The sequence below is a fragment of the Pseudomonas sp. Wu6 genome (genome assembly GCF_019891515.1).
GTDB lineage: Bacteria > Pseudomonadota > Gammaproteobacteria > Pseudomonadales > Pseudomonadaceae > Aquipseudomonas > Aquipseudomonas orientalis_A.
Window position 1 is genome coordinate 14,203 of the sequence record NZ_JAFLXH010000017.1, and the last position, 17,464, is coordinate 31,666.

At 60.4% G+C, this 17,464-nt stretch carries 16 protein-coding genes and 1 tRNA gene; 3 read left to right on the plus strand and 14 right to left on the minus strand.

All coding sequences use genetic code 11. The annotated features are described in order from the left end of the window. Nucleotides 1-54 precede the first annotated feature (54 nt). Genes J1G34_RS13585 through J1G34_RS13605 form a run of 5 tightly spaced genes read right to left on the minus strand, consistent with a single transcriptional unit; the run spans nt 55 to nt 5,111 of the window. The gene (locus J1G34_RS13585) at nt 55-1,023 is read right to left on the minus strand and encodes an isoaspartyl peptidase/L-asparaginase family protein (protein ID WP_065895552.1); all 969 of its coding nucleotides are present in this window, start codon (nt 1,021-1,023) and stop codon (nt 55-57) included. Continuing rightward, nucleotides 1,020-1,790, minus strand: coding sequence for an amino acid ABC transporter ATP-binding protein (locus tag J1G34_RS13590; protein WP_065898270.1), 771 nt, complete (start codon nt 1,788-1,790; stop codon nt 1,020-1,022). The genes J1G34_RS13585 and J1G34_RS13590 overlap by 4 nt, the downstream gene beginning before the upstream one ends. Beyond that, nucleotides 1,787-2,881: an amino acid ABC transporter permease gene (locus J1G34_RS13595; RefSeq protein WP_222994191.1), complete on the minus strand. Its 1,095-nt coding sequence runs from the start codon at nt 2,879-2,881 to the stop codon at nt 1,787-1,789. Before J1G34_RS13595 ends, J1G34_RS13590 begins: the two co-directional genes overlap by 4 nt. 2 nt (nt 2,882-2,883) lie before the next feature. Further along, the gene (locus tag J1G34_RS13600) at nt 2,884-4,038 is read right to left on the minus strand and encodes an amino acid ABC transporter permease (protein WP_222994192.1); all 1,155 of its coding nucleotides are present in this window, start codon (nt 4,036-4,038) and stop codon (nt 2,884-2,886) included. A 35-nt stretch (nt 4,039-4,073) separates the two neighbouring features. Further along, nucleotides 4,074-5,111: an amino acid ABC transporter substrate-binding protein gene (locus J1G34_RS13605; protein ID WP_065895548.1), complete on the minus strand. Its 1,038-nt coding sequence runs from the start codon at nt 5,109-5,111 to the stop codon at nt 4,074-4,076. Nucleotides 5,112-5,269: 158 nt separating this feature from the next. Between J1G34_RS13605 and J1G34_RS13610 the strand changes: the two genes are divergently transcribed. Next, nucleotides 5,270-6,148 (plus strand): LysR family transcriptional regulator, encoded by an 879-nt coding sequence (locus tag J1G34_RS13610; protein WP_122461714.1) that lies wholly within the window; start codon nt 5,270-5,272, stop codon nt 6,146-6,148. A 208-nt stretch (nt 6,149-6,356) separates the two neighbouring features. Here the strand turns inward: J1G34_RS13610 and J1G34_RS13615 are convergent. The 5 genes from J1G34_RS13615 to J1G34_RS13635 form a co-directional block, all read right to left on the minus strand. After that, nucleotides 6,357-6,432: transfer RNA gene (locus tag J1G34_RS13615), tRNA-Gly, on the minus strand. 60 nt (nt 6,433-6,492) lie between these two features. Then, nucleotides 6,493-7,053 carry a CDP-diacylglycerol--glycerol-3-phosphate 3-phosphatidyltransferase gene (gene pgsA, locus J1G34_RS13620; protein WP_003190391.1) on the minus strand — a complete coding sequence of 187 codons (561 nt, stop codon included), beginning with the start codon at nt 7,051-7,053 and terminating at the stop codon, nt 6,493-6,495. Nucleotides 7,054-7,085: 32 nt separating this feature from the next. Continuing rightward, on the minus strand, nt 7,086-8,909 hold the full coding sequence (gene uvrC, locus J1G34_RS13625) for an excinuclease ABC subunit UvrC (protein ID WP_065895546.1): 1,824 nt from the start codon (nt 8,907-8,909) through the stop codon (nt 7,086-7,088). 1 nt (nt 8,910) lies between these two features. Then, complete coding sequence (gacA, locus tag J1G34_RS13630; RefSeq protein WP_017530522.1) at nt 8,911-9,552, minus strand: response regulator transcription factor GacA; 642 nt, start codon at nt 9,550-9,552, stop codon at nt 8,911-8,913. Nucleotides 9,553-9,704: 152 nt separating this feature from the next. After that, a complete protein-coding gene (locus J1G34_RS13635; protein ID WP_065895545.1) occupies nt 9,705-10,070 on the minus strand; it encodes a helix-turn-helix domain-containing protein in 366 nt (121 codons plus the stop codon). Between the two features lie 82 nt (nt 10,071-10,152). On the opposite strand from J1G34_RS13635, the gene J1G34_RS13640 reads away from it, so the two are divergent. After that, nucleotides 10,153-10,431 carry a DNA-binding protein gene (locus tag J1G34_RS13640; protein ID WP_065895544.1) on the plus strand — a complete coding sequence of 93 codons (279 nt, stop codon included), beginning with the start codon at nt 10,153-10,155 and terminating at the stop codon, nt 10,429-10,431. On the opposite strand, the gene J1G34_RS13645 is transcribed toward J1G34_RS13640, so the two are convergent. Both J1G34_RS13645 and J1G34_RS13650 read right to left on the minus strand, forming a co-directional pair. Then, entirely contained in the window at nt 10,428-10,859 is a 432-nt protein-coding gene (locus J1G34_RS13645; RefSeq protein ID WP_065895543.1) for a GNAT family N-acetyltransferase, read from the minus strand. The genes J1G34_RS13640 and J1G34_RS13645 overlap by 4 nt on opposite strands. Next, nucleotides 10,860-11,609 (minus strand): carbon-nitrogen hydrolase family protein, encoded by a 750-nt coding sequence (locus J1G34_RS13650; protein ID WP_065895542.1) that lies wholly within the window; start codon nt 11,607-11,609, stop codon nt 10,860-10,862. 618 nt (nt 11,610-12,227) lie between these two features. Here J1G34_RS13650 and J1G34_RS13655 point away from each other — a divergent pair. After that, complete coding sequence (locus tag J1G34_RS13655) at nt 12,228-13,292, plus strand: 3-deoxy-7-phosphoheptulonate synthase (protein ID WP_065895541.1); 1,065 nt, start codon at nt 12,228-12,230, stop codon at nt 13,290-13,292. Here J1G34_RS13655 and J1G34_RS13660 read toward each other — a convergent pair. Then, entirely contained in the window at nt 13,289-13,711 is a 423-nt protein-coding gene (locus J1G34_RS13660) for an ANTAR domain-containing protein (RefSeq protein ID WP_065888252.1), read from the minus strand. The genes J1G34_RS13655 and J1G34_RS13660 overlap by 4 nt on opposite strands. A gap of 134 nt (nt 13,712-13,845) precedes the next feature. Then, nucleotides 13,846-17,460 (minus strand): transporter substrate-binding domain-containing protein, encoded by a 3,615-nt coding sequence (locus tag J1G34_RS13665; protein WP_222994193.1) that lies wholly within the window; start codon nt 17,458-17,460, stop codon nt 13,846-13,848. Nucleotides 17,461-17,464: the final 4 nt, after the last annotated feature.

The window sequence follows — 17,464 nt, forward strand, 5'->3', positions numbered from 1 at the left end:
TTGCGCTCCAGGTTGAAGGGGTCTTCATCACAACATCAACATTGGTCAAAACGCTCAGGTCGTTGCCTCTTGAACGTGCAACCGATCCTCTGCGGCGTAGATCGCCGTATGCAGCCCGCCCTCGGCATCGCGCCAGGCGCGGTACATGCCGGGTGTATTGAACACCAGCGCGGTGTCGCCGTTAGGGGCCACGGCAACCACGCCGCCATTGCCGCCCAGCGCTTTCAGCTCGCCCAGCACCACCTGGTCGCATGCCTTGCGCAGTCTGGCGCCGGTGTAACGCATGCGTGCGGCGATGTCGTGGGCGACGGCACATCGAATGAAAAACTCGCCATGCCCGGTGGCGGAAATGGCCGCGCTGCGGTTGTCGGCCCAGGTGCCGGCACCAATCAGCGGCGTATCACCGATGCGTCCGTAACGCTTGTTGGTAATACCTCCCGTGGACGTCGCCGCGGCCACCTGGCCGCTGCGGTCCAATGCCACAGCCCCCACGGTGCCGAATTTTTTCTCAATGCCACCGGGTTCCAGGCTGAGCGCTTGCGGGTTCAGGCGCTGGGCTTGCCATTGCCTGCGACGCAGTTCGGTGTCGAACCATGCATTGTCGACATGCTCCAGCGCCTGGGCGGCAACAAACTGGTCGGCACCGACGCCGGACAACAGCACGTGGTCGCTGTGCTCAAGCACCGCACGCGCAGCCTTGATGGGGTTGCGCGCAAAATGGATCCCGGCCACGGCGCCTGCTTCACGGTTGTCACCGCTCATGATCGCGGCGTCCATTTCATGATCGCCCTTGTCCGTGAATACGGCGCCTCTGCCGGCGTTGAACCAGGGACATTCCTCAAGCTCCACCACGCTGGCCTGGGCAGCGTCGAGCGCGCTGCCGCCCTCCTCCAGGATGCTCAGTCCGGCCTTGAGCGCACTCAACAGACTGGCGTGCACAGCGTTCTCGTCTTCGGCGCTCAAAACGCCCGCTTGCAGTACGCCGGCACCACCGTGCAACGCGATTGCGATAGGAGACGTCATGCCGGCTGCGCCCCATGGTTCAGAATCTGGTTGAGGAAGCGCTGCGTGCGTGGCGACTGCGGCGCATGGAAAAACTCTGAAGGCGGCGCCTGCTCAATGATTTCTCCGCCATCCATGAACACCACACGGTCGGCGACCTTGCGAGCGAACCCCATTTCGTGGGTCACGCAGATCATGGTCATGCCATCTTCGGCCAGGCCGGTCATCACCTCGAGCACTTCGGCGATCATTTCCGGGTCCAGTGCGGAGGTCGGCTCATCGAACAGCATGATCCGTGGCTGCATGCACAGCGCTCGCGCGATGGCAATGCGTTGCTGCTGGCCGCCGGACAGCTGCGAGGGATACTTGTTGGCGTGATCACGCATCTTCACCTTGTCCAGCAACTGCAAGGCGCGCTCAATGGCTTCGTCCACCGGCACACCCAGGTTGGCCGTTTGAGGAAGGGTGCAGTTCTTCAGCACCGTAAGGTGCGGGAACAGATTGAAGCTCTGGAAACACATACCCACCTGGCGACGCAACTGCTCCAGACGCTTGCCGTCGAGTGCCTGGCCCAACACTTCGATCGTGCCCTGCTGGTGCTGCTCGAGCTGGTTGATACAGCGAATAAGGGTGGACTTGCCGGAGCCCGAAGGTCCACAGATCACCAACTTCTCGCCGGCCGCCACCGACAATGAAATGTCGCGCAGCACGTGGGTCTGTCCGTACCACTTGTTGAGGTTTTCGATACGCACGATAGGACCGCTATCGGTGTGATTGGCGATGCTCATGAGCGGTCATGCTCCAGGTTATTTTCGAGATGGCGGGCATAGCGCGACAACGCGAAGCAAATAATGAAAAAGTACAGGGCAAGGAAGATGTAGATCTCGTGGTCATGCCCCGCCCATTCAGCCGACGCCGCTGTGCTGCTGGCGATGCCGACGATGTCCAGCACGCCGACAACCATCACCAGCGTGGTTTCCTTGAACAGGCCGATAAACTGGGTCAGCAACGGCGGTATGGTTTGTCGGAGCACCTGCGGCAGGATGATGTGCCCCATGGTTTTCCAGTAACCGAAGCCCAGCGCCTGTGCTGCCTCGTATTGCCCCTTGGGCAGGCTCTGCAAGCCGCCGCGCACGGTTTCGGCCATGTAGGCGGCGGTGAACAGGATCAGCACCACCTGCACCCGCAGCAGAATGTCGAACGCCACGCCTGGCGGCAGGAACAGCTGGATCATCAGCGACGCCATGAACAACAGACTGATCACCGGCACCGAGCGCACCAGCTCGATGTACAGCACGCAGAGAAGACGGATGACCGGCTTCTTCGAGCGCCGTCCCAGCGCCAGCAGAATGCCCAGCGGCAGCGCGAAAATCATGCCGATGGTGCCCAGCATCACGGTCACGGTCATGCCGGCAAACTGCGTCGACGAGACGCCTGGCAGACCTGCTCCGCCCTTGAGCAGCCACCACATCAGCAGCGGCAACATCACCAGGTACGCCAGCAAGGCACGGCGGTCCAGACGTTTGAAAAACAACAGGACGAACGCGCCGACGGCCAGCAGGAATGCCAGGTTGACTCTCCAGCGCTGAGCTTCTGGATAGAAACCGTAAACGAAGAGGTTCCAGCGTTCGATGACCGGCAACCAGCAGGCTGCGTGAGGATTACAGGCGTCACGGGTGCTGCCGACGAACGTCGCGTCCAGCACCAGCCAGTTGAGTGCCTTGGGGATGCACCATGCCAGCAGAGCCAGTACCAGCAGGGTCAGCAGCGAGTGGCCGACACTGGGGAACATCGACTGGCGCACCCAGCGCCAGGCGCGCACCGAGGGCGTCGCCTGGGGTGGCAAACGCACCGGGACGATATGAGTCAGTTCGTTCATGCTCAGTGCCCCCGCTTGCTGATGCGATAGTTGTAAAAGTTCATCGCCAGAGAAATCACCAGGCAGATCACGCAATAGGTCGCCATCACCAGCACAATGCATTCGATAGCCTGACCCGTCTGATTTAACGTTGTGCCGCCGGTCGAAGACACCAGCTCCATGAACCCAACCACGACGCCAAGCGATGAGTTCTTGACGATGTTCATGTAGGTGTTGGTTATTTGCGGGACCATGGCGTAAAGCGCTTGCGGTGCAATCAGCTGACGCATGGCGGTGCCTCGCACAAAGCCCAGCGCCTTCGCTGCTTCGTACTGGCCTCGGTGCACTGCCTGGATGGCGGCACGCACCGTTTCAGCGATGTAGCTGGCGCTGTAGAAAGACAGCGCCAGCCACAGCGCCAGCAACTCCGGCACCAACGTGGCACCGCCGTGAAACCCGAAACCTTGACGGGTCGGCACGTCCCAGTGCAACGCGGTACCGCTGATCACGTACACCAGCATGGGCAGCACTAACGCGCACGCCATCACCCAGGGCCAGCGGCGTGGGGTAAACCCACGCCAGCGGGCACGTGCATCACGCAACTTGAAGGCGACGATAGCGGACAGCGCACCCACGCCCATCAATACCAGGCCCCAGCCGACGGCTGCGCCCTGCTGCGGCCACGGCACCTGCAGGCCGGCGTTACTCAGGAAAAACACGTCTGCCAGCGAGAAAGCCTGGCGCACACTGGGCAGTGCGAGCATCAATCCGTACCACCAGATCAGATGCACCACCAACGGCACGTTGCGCAGAAACTCGATACTCATCCCGCACAGGCGGTTGACCAGCCAGTTTTCCGAAACCCGGCCGACGCCCAGCAGCACGCCGATCAGCGTTGCCAGCACGATACTGATGACTGACACCAGCAAGGTATTGAGCAGGCCAACCAGATACGCCCGCCCGTAGCTGTCGGAGGGCGCATAGTCGATCAGCTGGAAACTGATGTCGTAGCCTGCCCGGTCAGTCAGAAAGCCGAAACCGGACGCAATGTTCAGGGCTTTGAGGTTCAGGCTTGCGTTGTGTGCCAGGCCATAAAACACCAGCACCACCAGCAACAGCACAAGCCCCTGCTGCAGCGCACTCAGCAGGCGCGCACGGTTAAAACGTTGGGTCAGCATGACTACATCCCGTTTCGTTGATTGAAGTTGGCCACTCAGCGGATCGGTGGCGCATACAACAACCCGCCGTCTTTCCAGAGGCGGTTCATTTCACGGGGGAAGTTCAAACCGGTTTGCGGACCAAGGTTACGGTCATAAATCTGCGCGTAGTTGCCGACCTGTTTGATCGCCCGGTACGCCCAATCGCTGTCCAGGCTGAACGCCTTGCCGATGTTGCCATCGGTGCCCAGCAAGCGCGCGACATCGGCTGACGCGGTTTTGTCCGCGTGCAGTTTATCGACGTTGTCGGAATCCACGCCCAGCTCTTCGGCCGTGATCAACGCATAGGCGGTCCAGGTCACGATGTTGCGCCACACGGCGTCGCCCTGCGCGACGTAGGCCCCCAACGGCTCCTTGGAAATGACCTCGGGCAGCAGCGGGTAATCGTCAGGCGTGTTGAACAACGCGCGGCGCGCCGCCAGGCCGGACATATCGTTGGTGATGGCATTGCACCGGCCTTTCTGGAAGGCGGCGAACAGCTCAGGACTCTTCTCAATGACCACCGTGCGGAAGGTCAGGCCGCGCTTGCCGAAATAGTCCGCAAGGTTCTGCTCCGAGGTCGTGCCTGGAGACAGGCAGAAGGTCGCGCCTGCCAGGTCGGTGAGCTTTCCGATCTTGTCCTCGGCATGCGTCATGAAGCCTTGCCCGTCATAGAACCAGATCGCCGTAAAGTCGACCCCCAGGCTCGCCACGCGGTCCGCCGTCCATGAGGTGGAACGCGACAGCACGTCAATCTCGCCAGAGGCCAGCGCGGTGAAACGGTTTTTGCCGGTGGTGGCGATGAACTCCACCTTGTTCGCATCGCCCAGCACGGCGGCCGCAATGCCACGGCAAAGGTCTGCATCCATGCCGGTCCATCGGCCCTGGTTATCAATGATCGAAAAACCCGGCTTGTCGCTGGCCACACCACAACGAAGGCTACCGTGTGCCTTTACGTTTTCCAGCACACCTGCATGTGCCGTGCAGGCGCCGAACATCATCAACGCCAGCGAGCACGTCTTGAGCAACGCGTTCAGACCATTCACTTTATGCATAACATTGCCCCGAAGCGGTAGTTGTTCTTATGATCGACGATGCACCCAAAGGGTCTTTGCAGGCTTGGGTTCATCAATACAATAACCAGCCATCGAAAGGTAACGATAGCGCCGATTGATTCACTTTCCGGTTCGGCCTATCGACTATTGGAATAACTATGGATATTGAGTGGTATGAGGATTTCCTTGCATTGGCAGACACGGGAAAATTTACCGCCGCTGCAAGCATGCGTAGATCGTCGCAGTCAGCCTTGAGTCGACGCATCCAATTGCTGGAAACGCGCCTGGGCGCAGTCCTGATCGACCGCAGCAAGAATCCCATCCGCTTGACAGTCGCCGGCCGGGCTTTGCTGCCGAACGCCCTGGAACTGGTACGTCTGGCACGCGACTGCGAGCAGAGCGTGAAAATTCTCGATTGCCCGTTGAGCTTCGCATCGCTGCACACCCTGGCCTGCAATTTCTTTCCGGACTGGATCAGCCACGCGATACCGCCAGGCGAGCGGGTGTTTACCCGCATCGACACCAGCTACCGCAGCACGGATGATTACTACATGGCCTTGCTGTCCGGCCGCTGCGACTTCATCCTGTTTTATCGGGAAGCTGAATCGCAGGCTTACGCCCAGCGTGAGGAGTTCGAAACCCTGTCGCTGGGTCACGACGAGCTTTATTGGGTGGCCACACCCCAACTGGCCGAGCATTGCACTCAATCAGAGGGTCCGATCCCGTGGCTGACCTATTCCCGTAGCGCCCAATTGCACGAACTCTCGCGCACCCAGGTCAGTCGCCACCCTCAACCCGAACGCCTGCAACGGGTATTCGAAGCGACGGTGTCCGAGGCGCTGAAATCCATGGTCGCCAACGGCCACGGTGTCGCTTGCATGCCCCACACCATGGTCGCGGGGATGATTGAACAGGGCGAACTGGTCAGGCTATATCCGCAAATGGAGCCTGATCATCTCGAGGTGATACTGGTGCGCTGGCTGGGTAATCACAACACGCAGGCGCAAGCGTTATGGGCTCGTCTGGCGGGTGCTTGATTGCGGATAAGAGCTCCGTTGGCGCATGAACATCCTGGCGATAAAGGCGATCGCGCCCGCTTGAACCTACGCGGACATCATCGCCCTTAATGCTGGAGTTCAGCAGGTGGCTTGGCCGGACGGCGATTCGCAGTAGCTCGCCAACATGAGTACAGACATTTTTCAGGCAAAAAAAAGCCACTCATCTGAGTGGCTTTTTTCTGAATCTTGGAGCGGGAAACGAGACTCGAACTCGCGACCCCGACCTTGGCAAGGTCGTGCTCTACCAACTGAGCTATTCCCGCTTGGTGATGCGCATTCTATAGAATCTTCGGCACCCGTCAACCCCTTGATTCAAAAAAGTTTTATTTCTTTTCAACGGTGGTGCGCAGGTGAGGCCAGGCGGCGCGCAGGTATTGCAGCATGGACCACAGGGTCAGGCCTGCGGCGACCAGCAGCAAGGCGTAGCCGGTCAGGACCCAGAACGAGAAGTCCGATGGGTTGGCCAGCAGGATGACCAGCGCGAGCATTTGCGCGGCGGTTTTCCATTTGCCCATGTTTGATACGGCGACATGGGCGCGGGCGCCGATTTCGGCCATCCATTCGCGCAGGGCCGAGACGACGATTTCGCGGCCGATGATGACGGCGGCCGGCAGGGTCAGCCACAGGTTGCCGTGCTCCTGCACCAACAACACCAGGGCCACGGCGACCATGAGTTTGTCGGCCACAGGGTCGAGGAACGCGCCGAAGGGCGTGCTCTGTTCCAGGCGGCGGGCCAGGTAGCCGTCGAGCCAGTCGGTGGCGGCGGCAAAGGCGAATACCGAACTGGACGCGACGTAGCTCCATTCATAGGGCAAATAGAACAACAAAATGAAGATCGGGATAAGCAGGACGCGTAGAACGGTGATCAGATTAGGGATATTCATCGGCACAACTGGCTACGAGGTGAGAAGGCATTCTATTCGCTGTGCAGGCTGGCATAAATCAATTCAGCGAGCTTTTTACTGATACCGGGTGCTTTGGCTATTTCGTCAATGCTGGCACGGGAGAGCTCCTGCAAGCCACCAAAATGTTTAAGCAAGTCGCGACGCCGCGTCGGGCCGACCCCTGCAACGCCTTCCAGGGTTGAGGTTCGGCGGGTCTTGCCGCGACGCGCACGGTGGCCGGTAATGGCGAAGCGGTGGGCTTCGTCGCGGATCTGTTGAATCAGGTGCAGTGCCGGGGAATCGCCCTTCAAGGTGAACTCATGGGCGGCATCATTCAAGTACAACGTCTCGAAACCGGCCTTGCGCGTGGCGCCCTTGGCCACGCCAAGCAGGATCAGGTCGGGCACCGCCAGTTCGTTGAGAACGTCGCGGGCCATGGATAACTGACCCTTGCCACCGTCCACCAGGAGAATATCGGGCAACTTGCCCTCCCCGTCCTTCAACTTGCTGAAGCGCCGTGTGAGCGCCTGGTGCATGGCGGCGTAATCGTCGCCGGCGGTGACGCCTTCGATGTTGTAGCGCCGGTAGTCGGCCTTGATCGGGCCTTCAGGGCCGAACACCACGCAAGAGGCCACGGTGGCCTCACCGCTGGAGTGGCTGATGTCGTAACACTCCAGGCGCTGCGGTGGCTCGTCCAGGTTGAGCACCTCGGCCAGGGATTCGAAGCGCGCGGCAACGTGCTGTCGATTGGCCAGGCGTGCGCCCAGGGCCTGCTCAGCGTTGGTCACGGCCAGTTGCTGCCAGCGGGCCCGGGTACCGCGAACGCGATGGCTGATGTCCAGCTCGCGCCCGCGCAGTTCGTGGATCGCCTCGATCAGGGTCGGGAAATCCTCGTGGACCACGTTGACGATAAGTTCCGACGGCAGGTCGCGCTCGGGGCTGCTCACATAGTACTGGCCGAGGAACGCCGCCATGACCTCGGAGACGTCTTCGTCGATGCCGGTCTGCGGGAAAAAATTCTTGCTGCCCAGCACTCGCCCGCCACGCACGCTGATCAGGTGCACGCAGGCACCTCCCGGGTTGACGAACGCCGCAATCACGTCGACCTCGCCGGTGCCGCCTTCCATGCTTTGCTGGTCCTGGACGCGGCGCAGCAAAGAGATCTGATCGCGCAGTTCGGCAGCCTTCTCGAAATCCAGGGTACTGGCAGCGATTTCCATGGCCCCCGACAGCTCATCGGTGAGCGCGTTACTGCGCCCCTCGAGGAACATCACCGAGTGACGCACATCCTCGGCGTATTCGGCAGGTTCCACCAGCCCCACGCAGGGCGCCTTGCAGCGCTTGATCTGGTATTGCAGGCATGGCCGTGTACGGTTTTTGTAGAAGCTGTCTTCGCACTGGCGCACAAAGAACGTTTTCTGCAGCAGGCTCAGGCTCTCACGAATGGCACCTGCGCTCGGGTAAGGCCCGAAATACTTGCCCTTCTGCTTCTTCGCGCCACGGTGAATGCTCAGCCGTGGGAAAGCGCCGTCCGACAAGAACACGTAGGGATAGGATTTATCGTCGCGCAGCAGGATGTTATACGGAGGCCGCCATTCCTTGATCAACGTCTGCTCAAGCAGCAGCGCTTCGGTTTCATTGGCGGTGATGGTGGTTTCGACCTGGGCGATGCGCGCGACCAGGGCGGCGGTTTTGGGCGCCAGACCGGTCTTGCGAAAGTAACTCGCCAGACGGTTTTTCAGGTTCTTGGCCTTGCCTACGTAGAGCAGGCGCGCCTCGCTGTCGAACATGCGGTACACGCCGGGGCGGCCACTGCAGGTCGAGAGGAAGGCACTTGGATCAAACGGTGTGGTCATGTCAGGCGCTGGCGTCCACCATGCCGTGACGCACTGCGAGCAGGGTCAATTCAACATCACTGCTGATGGCGAGTTTCTCGAAGATGCGATAGCGGTAGGTGTTCACGGTCTTGGGCGACAGGCACAGTTTGTCGGAAATCGACTGCACCTTCTGGCAACCGACGATCATCAAGGCGATCTGGATCTCCCGCTCCGATAGCGCGTCGAACGGTGAATCGCTGGTGGGCTGGAAAGACTTGATCGCCAACTGCTGGGCAATCTGCGGGCTGATGTAGCGCTGCCCGGCAAATACCAGGCGAATGGCTTGCACCATCTCCGCCAGGCCGGCGCCTTTGGTTAGGTAACCGGCCGCCCCCGCCTGCAAGAGACGTGTAGGGAACGGGTCTTCCTCGCACACGGTTACCACCACAACCTTGATATCAGGATGGCTGCGCAATAATTTAGTCGTGGCGCCAAGACCGCCGATACCCGGCATCTTGACGTCCATCAGCACCACATCGGGTTTCAACTCCCGGGCCTTGATCAGAGACTCCTCTCCCGACTCGGCCTGGCCGACTACTTGCAGGCCATCGATGTCAGCCAGCATTCGTGTAATGCCTGTACGAACGAGATCATGGTCATCGACTACTAGCACCCTAATCAAGCAGACACCTCGCGATATGGTCTTTATAGGTTGCTGACCACCTTAGCAAAAAACCGGGTCGCAGACCTAGCCGCTGGCATCATATATATGGAGTTTGACCGCTTGGCGCGCGGCCATCGGCGGGTGGAGGGCCGGATTTGCTGGGCAAAAGGTCAGGAATCCTGCGGGTGCGGCTTGATTTTTCCATTCCTGGAAAGGGAATGCTCGGCCAGGGTCGAGGTGAGGCGGCGGATTGCATCCTGGTCTTCCTTGAACATCGCCCGGTAATCAACCAGGACTTTCTCTTCAAGCTGGCTCAGGTTTTCCAGTTGAATCGGCGTGGCAGCCCCGGTCAACACGTACAGGATATCCACGCCTCTCTCGGCCACACGGGACAAATAGTAGGCCTTGGGCGCACGCCCACCATTTTCATATTTGCCTTGTGCGTTGGCTTCAACGCCTCCGATTTCACCAAACACTTTTTGCGACAGGCCAAGTCGCTCTCTTTCCTGCCTCAAACGCGAACCGATTCCACTCATTTGGATGTATGATCCTATTTGGCACACCCCAAGAGGTGACACACTCATCTCTTTGTTGAACGAACTTGAACGGTTTTGAACTATGCCCGGAATCCGTACTGCTGCACAAGCCAAGGCCTGGCTGGAACATCAGGGAAAGTCCGTTCAGGCGTTTGCCCGTGAACACGGCGTCGATCCGGCAACCACCTATCAAGTGCTCGCTGGGCGCAAAAAGGGACGGCGTGGGGAGGCCCATAAGGTAGCGGTCCTTTTGGGCATGAAAGAGGGGATCATCCTTGCTGAGGCTGACGGCCAGAACGACGATCAGGAAGTCGGCTCCTCACCCAGTATGCGCTTATCAGGATCCGACGCAGGCTTTTAGCTTGAGGGACAGACGCGCTCCATTCGCCAGAAGCTGTCTTCTTCACCGACAACGCGCAATCCCATGCGCTCATAAAGCTGTTTGGCCGGATTGTTCTTGAATACGGTCAAACGCAACAGCCCCAGCGTGCGGGCCTTCAACGCCATTTGTTGCAGCACCCAGCTACCCGCGCCAAGTCCACGGTACTGCTCAAGCATATGCAATTCGCGGATATAGAGCGCGTTGCTGTCACGGCTCAAGCTGATGAACCCCAGCACACTGTCATCCTGACAGATCATCCAGTTTTCCCGACCGGCCCAAGCCGTATCGAAGCCATCGTTGGACCACAGCAACTGGTTTTGCTGGTAATAGCGGTTCATTGCCTGGTGGGTCAGGTTTCGTGCAAAGGGCAGGTCCTGGTCCGTTGCAGCGCGCAGGTGGAAGGTCATTTACAAGACCACCACTTGTCCAACCCAGCGCTCGTCATCGCGACAGGCGATCGCCAGCGCTTCGCCGCCGCCGGGCACCGCTGCAAGCAACCGGCCGTCGGTGGCCCAGATCGCACTGCGTCCGGCACAGGTCCAGCCACCCGAGGGGCCGCCATGGTTAGCCATCAACACCAACAGACTGTGTTCCACTGCATAGCCTTGGAGAAGCGCGCTGTCCGTCGCGTAGCCGCTCTCGCTGATCAACACGCCTGCGGCGTATATATTGGCGCCCGCCAGCGCCGCCTGGTGCGGATGACTAGCGTGGGAAAAGTCAGCGCAAACGGCCAGTGCGATACGATCATCCCCCCATTCCAGCGCAGCGCCGCCCTGCCCCGCAACAAACGCGATTTCCTCGCCGGGATGCAGATGCTGCTTGGTGTAGACCACCAGGGAACCATCAGCTCCCAGCACCAAAGCGCCAATCAGCACACCCGCCTCTGGCGCCAGGCGGATCGGCATTCCCACCACGGCCGTCAACCGCAGCTCCCGCGCCATCTCGCGCAATGGCGCGAGCAGTGGCGCTTCAGGCGCGATCGCCAAGTCGCCTGCAAGCGCAGGCTCATAGCCGGTCAATGACAGCTCTGGAAACACCAGCAGTTGCACACCCCGTGCGGCTGCAGCCTGCATGAACACCAGGTGTCGCGCGATATTGGCGTCTACGTCGCCGGCGATTGAAACGGTTTGCGCGGCAGCGAGGGTCAAGGCAGTCATGGTCGGATTCCGGCAATCAGTGTGGGACGTCGTCATCATATCGACACTCACGCCATAGCCGTAAGTCCCGCTGCGCGATAGAAATTACTGATTGAATCCACCCGCGAAGCTCTAGTAAGCTGCCCAACATCATTTGGAGATCGACCATGTTGCCACTCACCCACACTCAGGTTTGCCCTGCCGCCAGCGCCTCGCGCTCGGTGTCGGCTACCCGTGTGAACGGTTCGAGCGCACTGGTCAGCTTTTATTTTGGGTATTGGTTTAGCCACTGGCGCGCCTGATACCTGAAATCGGCGCCCACTACTCAAGGGGTCGCCTGCCAGAGAAATCTAACCCCCGGTCGGCTCCCCGACCGGGGGTTTTGTTTTTCCAGGCCCGGATAATTTGCTCAATCAAACACACTTGAAGGAATCACGACATGAACTACGCCACCTATTACCGCTACGACACTTGCGCTGCATGGCGATTTAGCCAGCTCCGTTCGGGACAGCCTGCCGCCTCCGACCGGTCACCTCTTGGTGGCAAGCCAACACACGTAGCCGATACGGCCAATTGTCGAACACCCCAGTAGGCCAAGCGTGCGGGAATTGCCCGCCGCTTGCCCAGGAAACCTTGAATATGAACGCCTCCGTCGCCGCTTTACCCGTCTCTACGCTGACCAGCGCCAATGAAGCCCTGACCCAGCGCCTGCCCAGTGCCCATGAGCTCAAGCATCAACTGCCCCTCAGTCCGTTCCTCAATGAACAGGTGCATGCCCATCGCCACGCCGTGCGCGCCATCCTTGATGGCCAGGACTCACGCTTGTTGGTGATTGTCGGCCCGTGCTCGATACACGACCCGCAGTCGGCCATGGAATACGCGCGCAACCTCAAGAAGCTGGCGCTTGAAGTCAGCGACCAGATGCTGCTGGTCATCCGCGCCTACGTCGAAAAACCCCGCACCACCATTGGCTGGAAAGGCCTGGCTTACGACCCGCACCTCGATGGCAGCGATGACATGGCCGCAGGCCTGGCCCTGTCCCGGGAACTGATGCGCGAGATGCTGCGCCTGGGCTTGCCGGTTGCGACCGAGCTTCTGCAACCCATGGCCGCCGGCTACTTCGACGACCTGCTCAGTTGGGTGGCAATTGGCGCGCGCACCACTGAATCGCAGATCCACCGCGAAATGGCCAGCGGCCTGGGCATGCCCGTAGGCTTCAAAAACGGGACCGACGGCGGCGTTGCGATTGCCTGCGACGCGATGCGCTCGGCCTCGCACCCGCACCGCCACTTCGGCGTCGACAGCCTGGGGCACCCGGCCATCATCCAGACGCCGGGCAACCCCGACACCCACCTGGTGCTGCGCGGCGGTCACCGCGGGCCGAATTACGATGCGCAGAGCGTCTCCCAGGTGAAACACGACCTGGCCAAGTCCAAGGTCGCTGCGCGCATCATGGTCGATTGCAGCCATGCCAACAGCGGCAAGGACCCGCTGCGTCAGCCGGCGGTGTTCAACGAGGTGCTGGAGCAGCGCTTGCAGGGCGACACGTCGCTGATCGGCATGATGCTCGAAAGCCACCTGTTCGAAGGCTGCCAGCCGCTGGGCCCGTCGATGAAATACGGCGTGTCGGTGACTGATGGTTGCCTGGGCTGGGCGGGCACAGAGCAGTTGCTGCGCAGCGCCGCCGAGCGCCTTCGCGACTAGGCTCCTACGGCCGGCTGGCGGGATAATGCCCTTAACCACGGCAACACCCGCAAGCCGGCCAGGGTGTGGGGCGGGTCGATGATCTCCATGAAATGTTCGAGATTGACGTTATCCGGCACGCCCGGCAGGCGTACCGATACGGTCGGCATGGCGTCGGCGGGTACGTCCAGGTCCAGGTTGTCGTAGACCAGCACATGGCGCGCCTGCGGGTTGGGCCCGCTTGCATGGGCCGCCAGGACCGCATTGATGATCAGCACATCGAAGGGTTCGGCCGGAATGGCGGTAAGGATCTGGACTTCTTCAAAGGTCTGCACCGGCACAATTCGGTGATACCCCAACTGGTTGAGCATTTTCTCGATGTACAACCGTTGCAAGTGCAAGTCATCGGCTATGAGGATGGTCAGTGCTTTGTTCGGCATGGCAAACCCTTGGTCAGGCAGCGCTCGTCAGTGAGCGTCGACCATTTTCCAGACAAATCCCGAACACAAAATCAGGCTTATTCCCCCTTCGTGTAGGACTTCTCCCAAAAGATCCCAATGGCCGTTAATCGGGATCAAAGCTGATTGCAATAAAGGCTCAGCCCACCATGCAAAGCGAGGATAGCCTCCTCGACAGCCTCGGTCGTCGCGGCCAGCGCGGTGCGGTCCTGCCTTTCACAAACAGCCTCCAGGGCTTCACAGCGCGCGATCAGAACCTGTGCCTTGACCATTCGTGCCCCTCCCTTGGCGCGATGTGCGAGGTCGTGCAACTTGGCGAAGTCAGCCTTGCGCTGCAGCGTCGGCAACAGCCCCCGGTCCGCCTCCAGGCTGTCGAGCAAGGGGATCAGCAGCTCGGTGAGCGCGTGGTGGTCCTCCCCCGTCAACGTGATCAGGGTACTCAAATCAAACGCCGCCGCTTCAGGGCCCGGGGCGTAAGTGGAGCGTGACGCCAGCGCAGCGCGCAAATCGTCAATCCCGGTGGGTTTGAACAGGCAACCATCCATCCCGGCCTGCCGGCAGCGCTCGGCTTCCTCGGGTTGGGCATTGGCGGTGAACCCCAGGAGCAGGCACGGCGCCAGCCCTGATTCACGCTCCAGTAAGCGGATGTCCCGCGCCAACTGATAGCCGTTCTTGAACGGCATATTGCAATCGGTAATGACGCCATCGAACTGCCCCGCGCGCCAGTGCTCAAGCCCTTGAATGCCGTCCTCGGCCGTGGTGATGCGATGACCGAGGAAACTCAACTGTCGAGCCAGCAGCAAACGGTTGGCAGGGTAGTCGTCCACCACCAGGATACTCAAGGCATGAGGCGGCGTGACGGGAGCGCTCGCCGCCGTCCCCTCCTGCGGCACTGCAGCGGTCATGACCAGGGCCAGCGTCACATCCAGCCGGGTGCCCTGCCCCAGCACACTGCTCAAGTGCAGCTGCCCGCCCATCATTTCGCACAGGTTGCGGCTGATCACCAGCCCCAGGCCGGAGCCGCTACGCGCCGATTGCTCACCATTGCTGCCCTGGATAAAGGGGCTGAACAGGCGCAACTGGTCCTGGGCACTGATGCCAATCCCGGTGTCCTGCACCCACAATTGCAGTTTCAGGTGCTCCCCATCGAACGTCGCATGGGCACCGAGCGTGACCTGCCCGTTGTGGGTGAACTTGATGGCATTGCTCAGCAGGTTCGACACCACTTGCTTGAAACGCAGGGGGTCAACCAGCACCATGCGATCGATCGATGGATCAAGTTCAACCTGCAGCGCCAACCCCTTGGCCCGCGCCAAACCTTCGAACACGCGTGCCACCGACGTCAGTAATTCATGCAGATTGGCCGGTTCCAGGACCAACGACAGATGACCGGATTCGATCCGCGCGATATCCAGAATATCGCCGATCAACTCCAGCATGCCGCGCGAAGCCTCCGAAGCCACCTCCAGGGCATCCCGGTCCGCCAAGCCCTGTTCCGCGCTTTTCAGGGCCAGCTCGATCATGCCGATCACTGCATTCATTGGCGTGCGGATTTCGTGGCTCATGGTCGCCAGAAAGGTAGTCTTCGCCCGGTTGGCGGCGTCGGCATCGTCCTTGGCTTCCTGCAACTGACCCAACAATTGTTGGCGCTCGCTGACATCGACCCACCCGGCAATCATGCCCACCACTTTCTCGTCACCGTCGCGATACGGCAACATCCATTGGTAGATGGTCAGGGCCTCGCCACTGGGCAACTTGAGTATGCGGTCATGAATCTGTGGCTCACCGTCGGCCATCAAGCGCAGGTAATCCTGATGGAACGACTGAGCCTGTGGCAGGTTGCCGGCGTCGGTTTCAACCACTGTTTTACCAATCACGTCTTCAAGCTTGTAGCCAAATACATCCAGATAAGCGTTATTGCAGGCCATCAAGCGCCCTTGGCGGTCACGCACATAAATCGGGTGGGGGGTGCCGTCGATCAATACACTCATAAAGCGCATCTGGTCGCTCAAGGCGCGTTCGGCCTGGACGCGCTTGCGAATCAGACTGCGCAGATAGATGGCCCAGCTCAGCGTGACGATCAATAACAACGCGGCCAGCCCGAACCCCTGAATGATCACGTTGCGGTGACGCAGCCAGTAACTGTCTTCGATAATCACCTCACTGCGCCACTGGGCAATCATCTCATCCATTTCCTGCGGGGTGATGCTCAGCAGCGCCTTGTCGAGGATCGAATAAAGCTCCAGCTGACTGCGGTTGACCCCGAACGTGATACGCGCCGGCTCCGAGCCGACCGTGCTGGTGATGCGTAACCGATTGCGGTAATACCGGGCGATCATATAGCGCGCGCTGATCAACGAATTGACGGCCGCCTCCGCTTCGCCTCTGGCCACCATCGCCATCGCTTGCTCCGCGCTGTCCACATCGATAAACACGACGCCGGGAAAGTCCCGCGAGATGGTATCGCGCAACCCGTTGCCGTTGATCATCGCCAGGCGTTTACCCACCATATCTTCCATTGTCACAGGGCTATGTTCATCCCCTCGGGTTACCAGCACCAGGGCATTGGTCAGGTAGGGCCGGGTAAACCGCACCTTTTCCGCGCGCTCGACGCTGGGGGTCACGACCGCCAGCATATCCGCCGCGCCCGTGCTGACCTGGTCGATCTGGCCCGGTATCGAGTTGCCCGGCACCACGTCGAACTTCAGGCCGGTGCGCAGGCTGATACGTGACAGCACCTCGGCGCTCAGCCCCTCGAACTGTCCCTGATCATCGACGACGGACAGCGGCAGGAGTTTGTCGAGCACCGCCACTTTGACCCGCGGATGCTTGAGGAGCCAGCGCTGTTCACTGGCGCTCAGGTGCAACCGGCCAGCACCGACAATACCGAGGTTGCCGCCACTCCAACGGCGTAATATTTCCATCTGCTCGCCGGCGGGAATCGCCTCCAGCGCCGCATTGATGATCGGCGGCAGCCGCGTATTCTGCCGGGTGAACGCAAACCCGAATGGGTTGGCTTCGAGGGTGGAAAAATCCGCCATGCGCACAATATTGAGCTGGTTGCGGTTGATCAGGTAATTGGTACTGATGGCATCGCCCAGGTACACATCGGCGCGGCCAAACGCTACTGCGCCGATCGCCTCGAAGGCCGAAGAAAACAATTCCACGCGGGCATGGGGGTAGAACGCCCGTACCACCTCGGGCTGCAGATAGTGATAAAGCATCGCCACGCGCTTGCCCGCCAGGTCATCGCTCAGCGCCTGGCTATCGTTGGTACGGGTCACCAGAGTGGGTTGGTCATTGGCGTAGGAGCGCGACAGGATCAGTTGCGGGTCGGCCGCCTCATAGCCATTGGCCGAACCCAGGAAGTCCACATCACCGCGTTTGAGGGCTTCGATCACTTCATCGCGGGTTTCGTAGCACCGAACCTCAATGGGAATATTCAGGGCCTGGCTGATCAGCGCTGCGAAATCGGCGGTAATCCCCTCGAGCTCTTCACGGTTATTGGTCAGGTCGAAGGGTGCGTAATCGGGAGCGGACACCCCCATCAGCAACCTGCGCCGTTCGCGCAGCCAGCGCCAGTCGGGCTCTTGCAGGGTGACGATGGGAGGGTCGATACGAGAGTGGCCCAATAGCCGCAAAACATTGGGCTCATCAAGGGCCATCGCGACCATGGGCAACAGGCTCAACCAGAGAAACGTGGCGAACCGCTTGAACGCGATGGCGACCATTTCA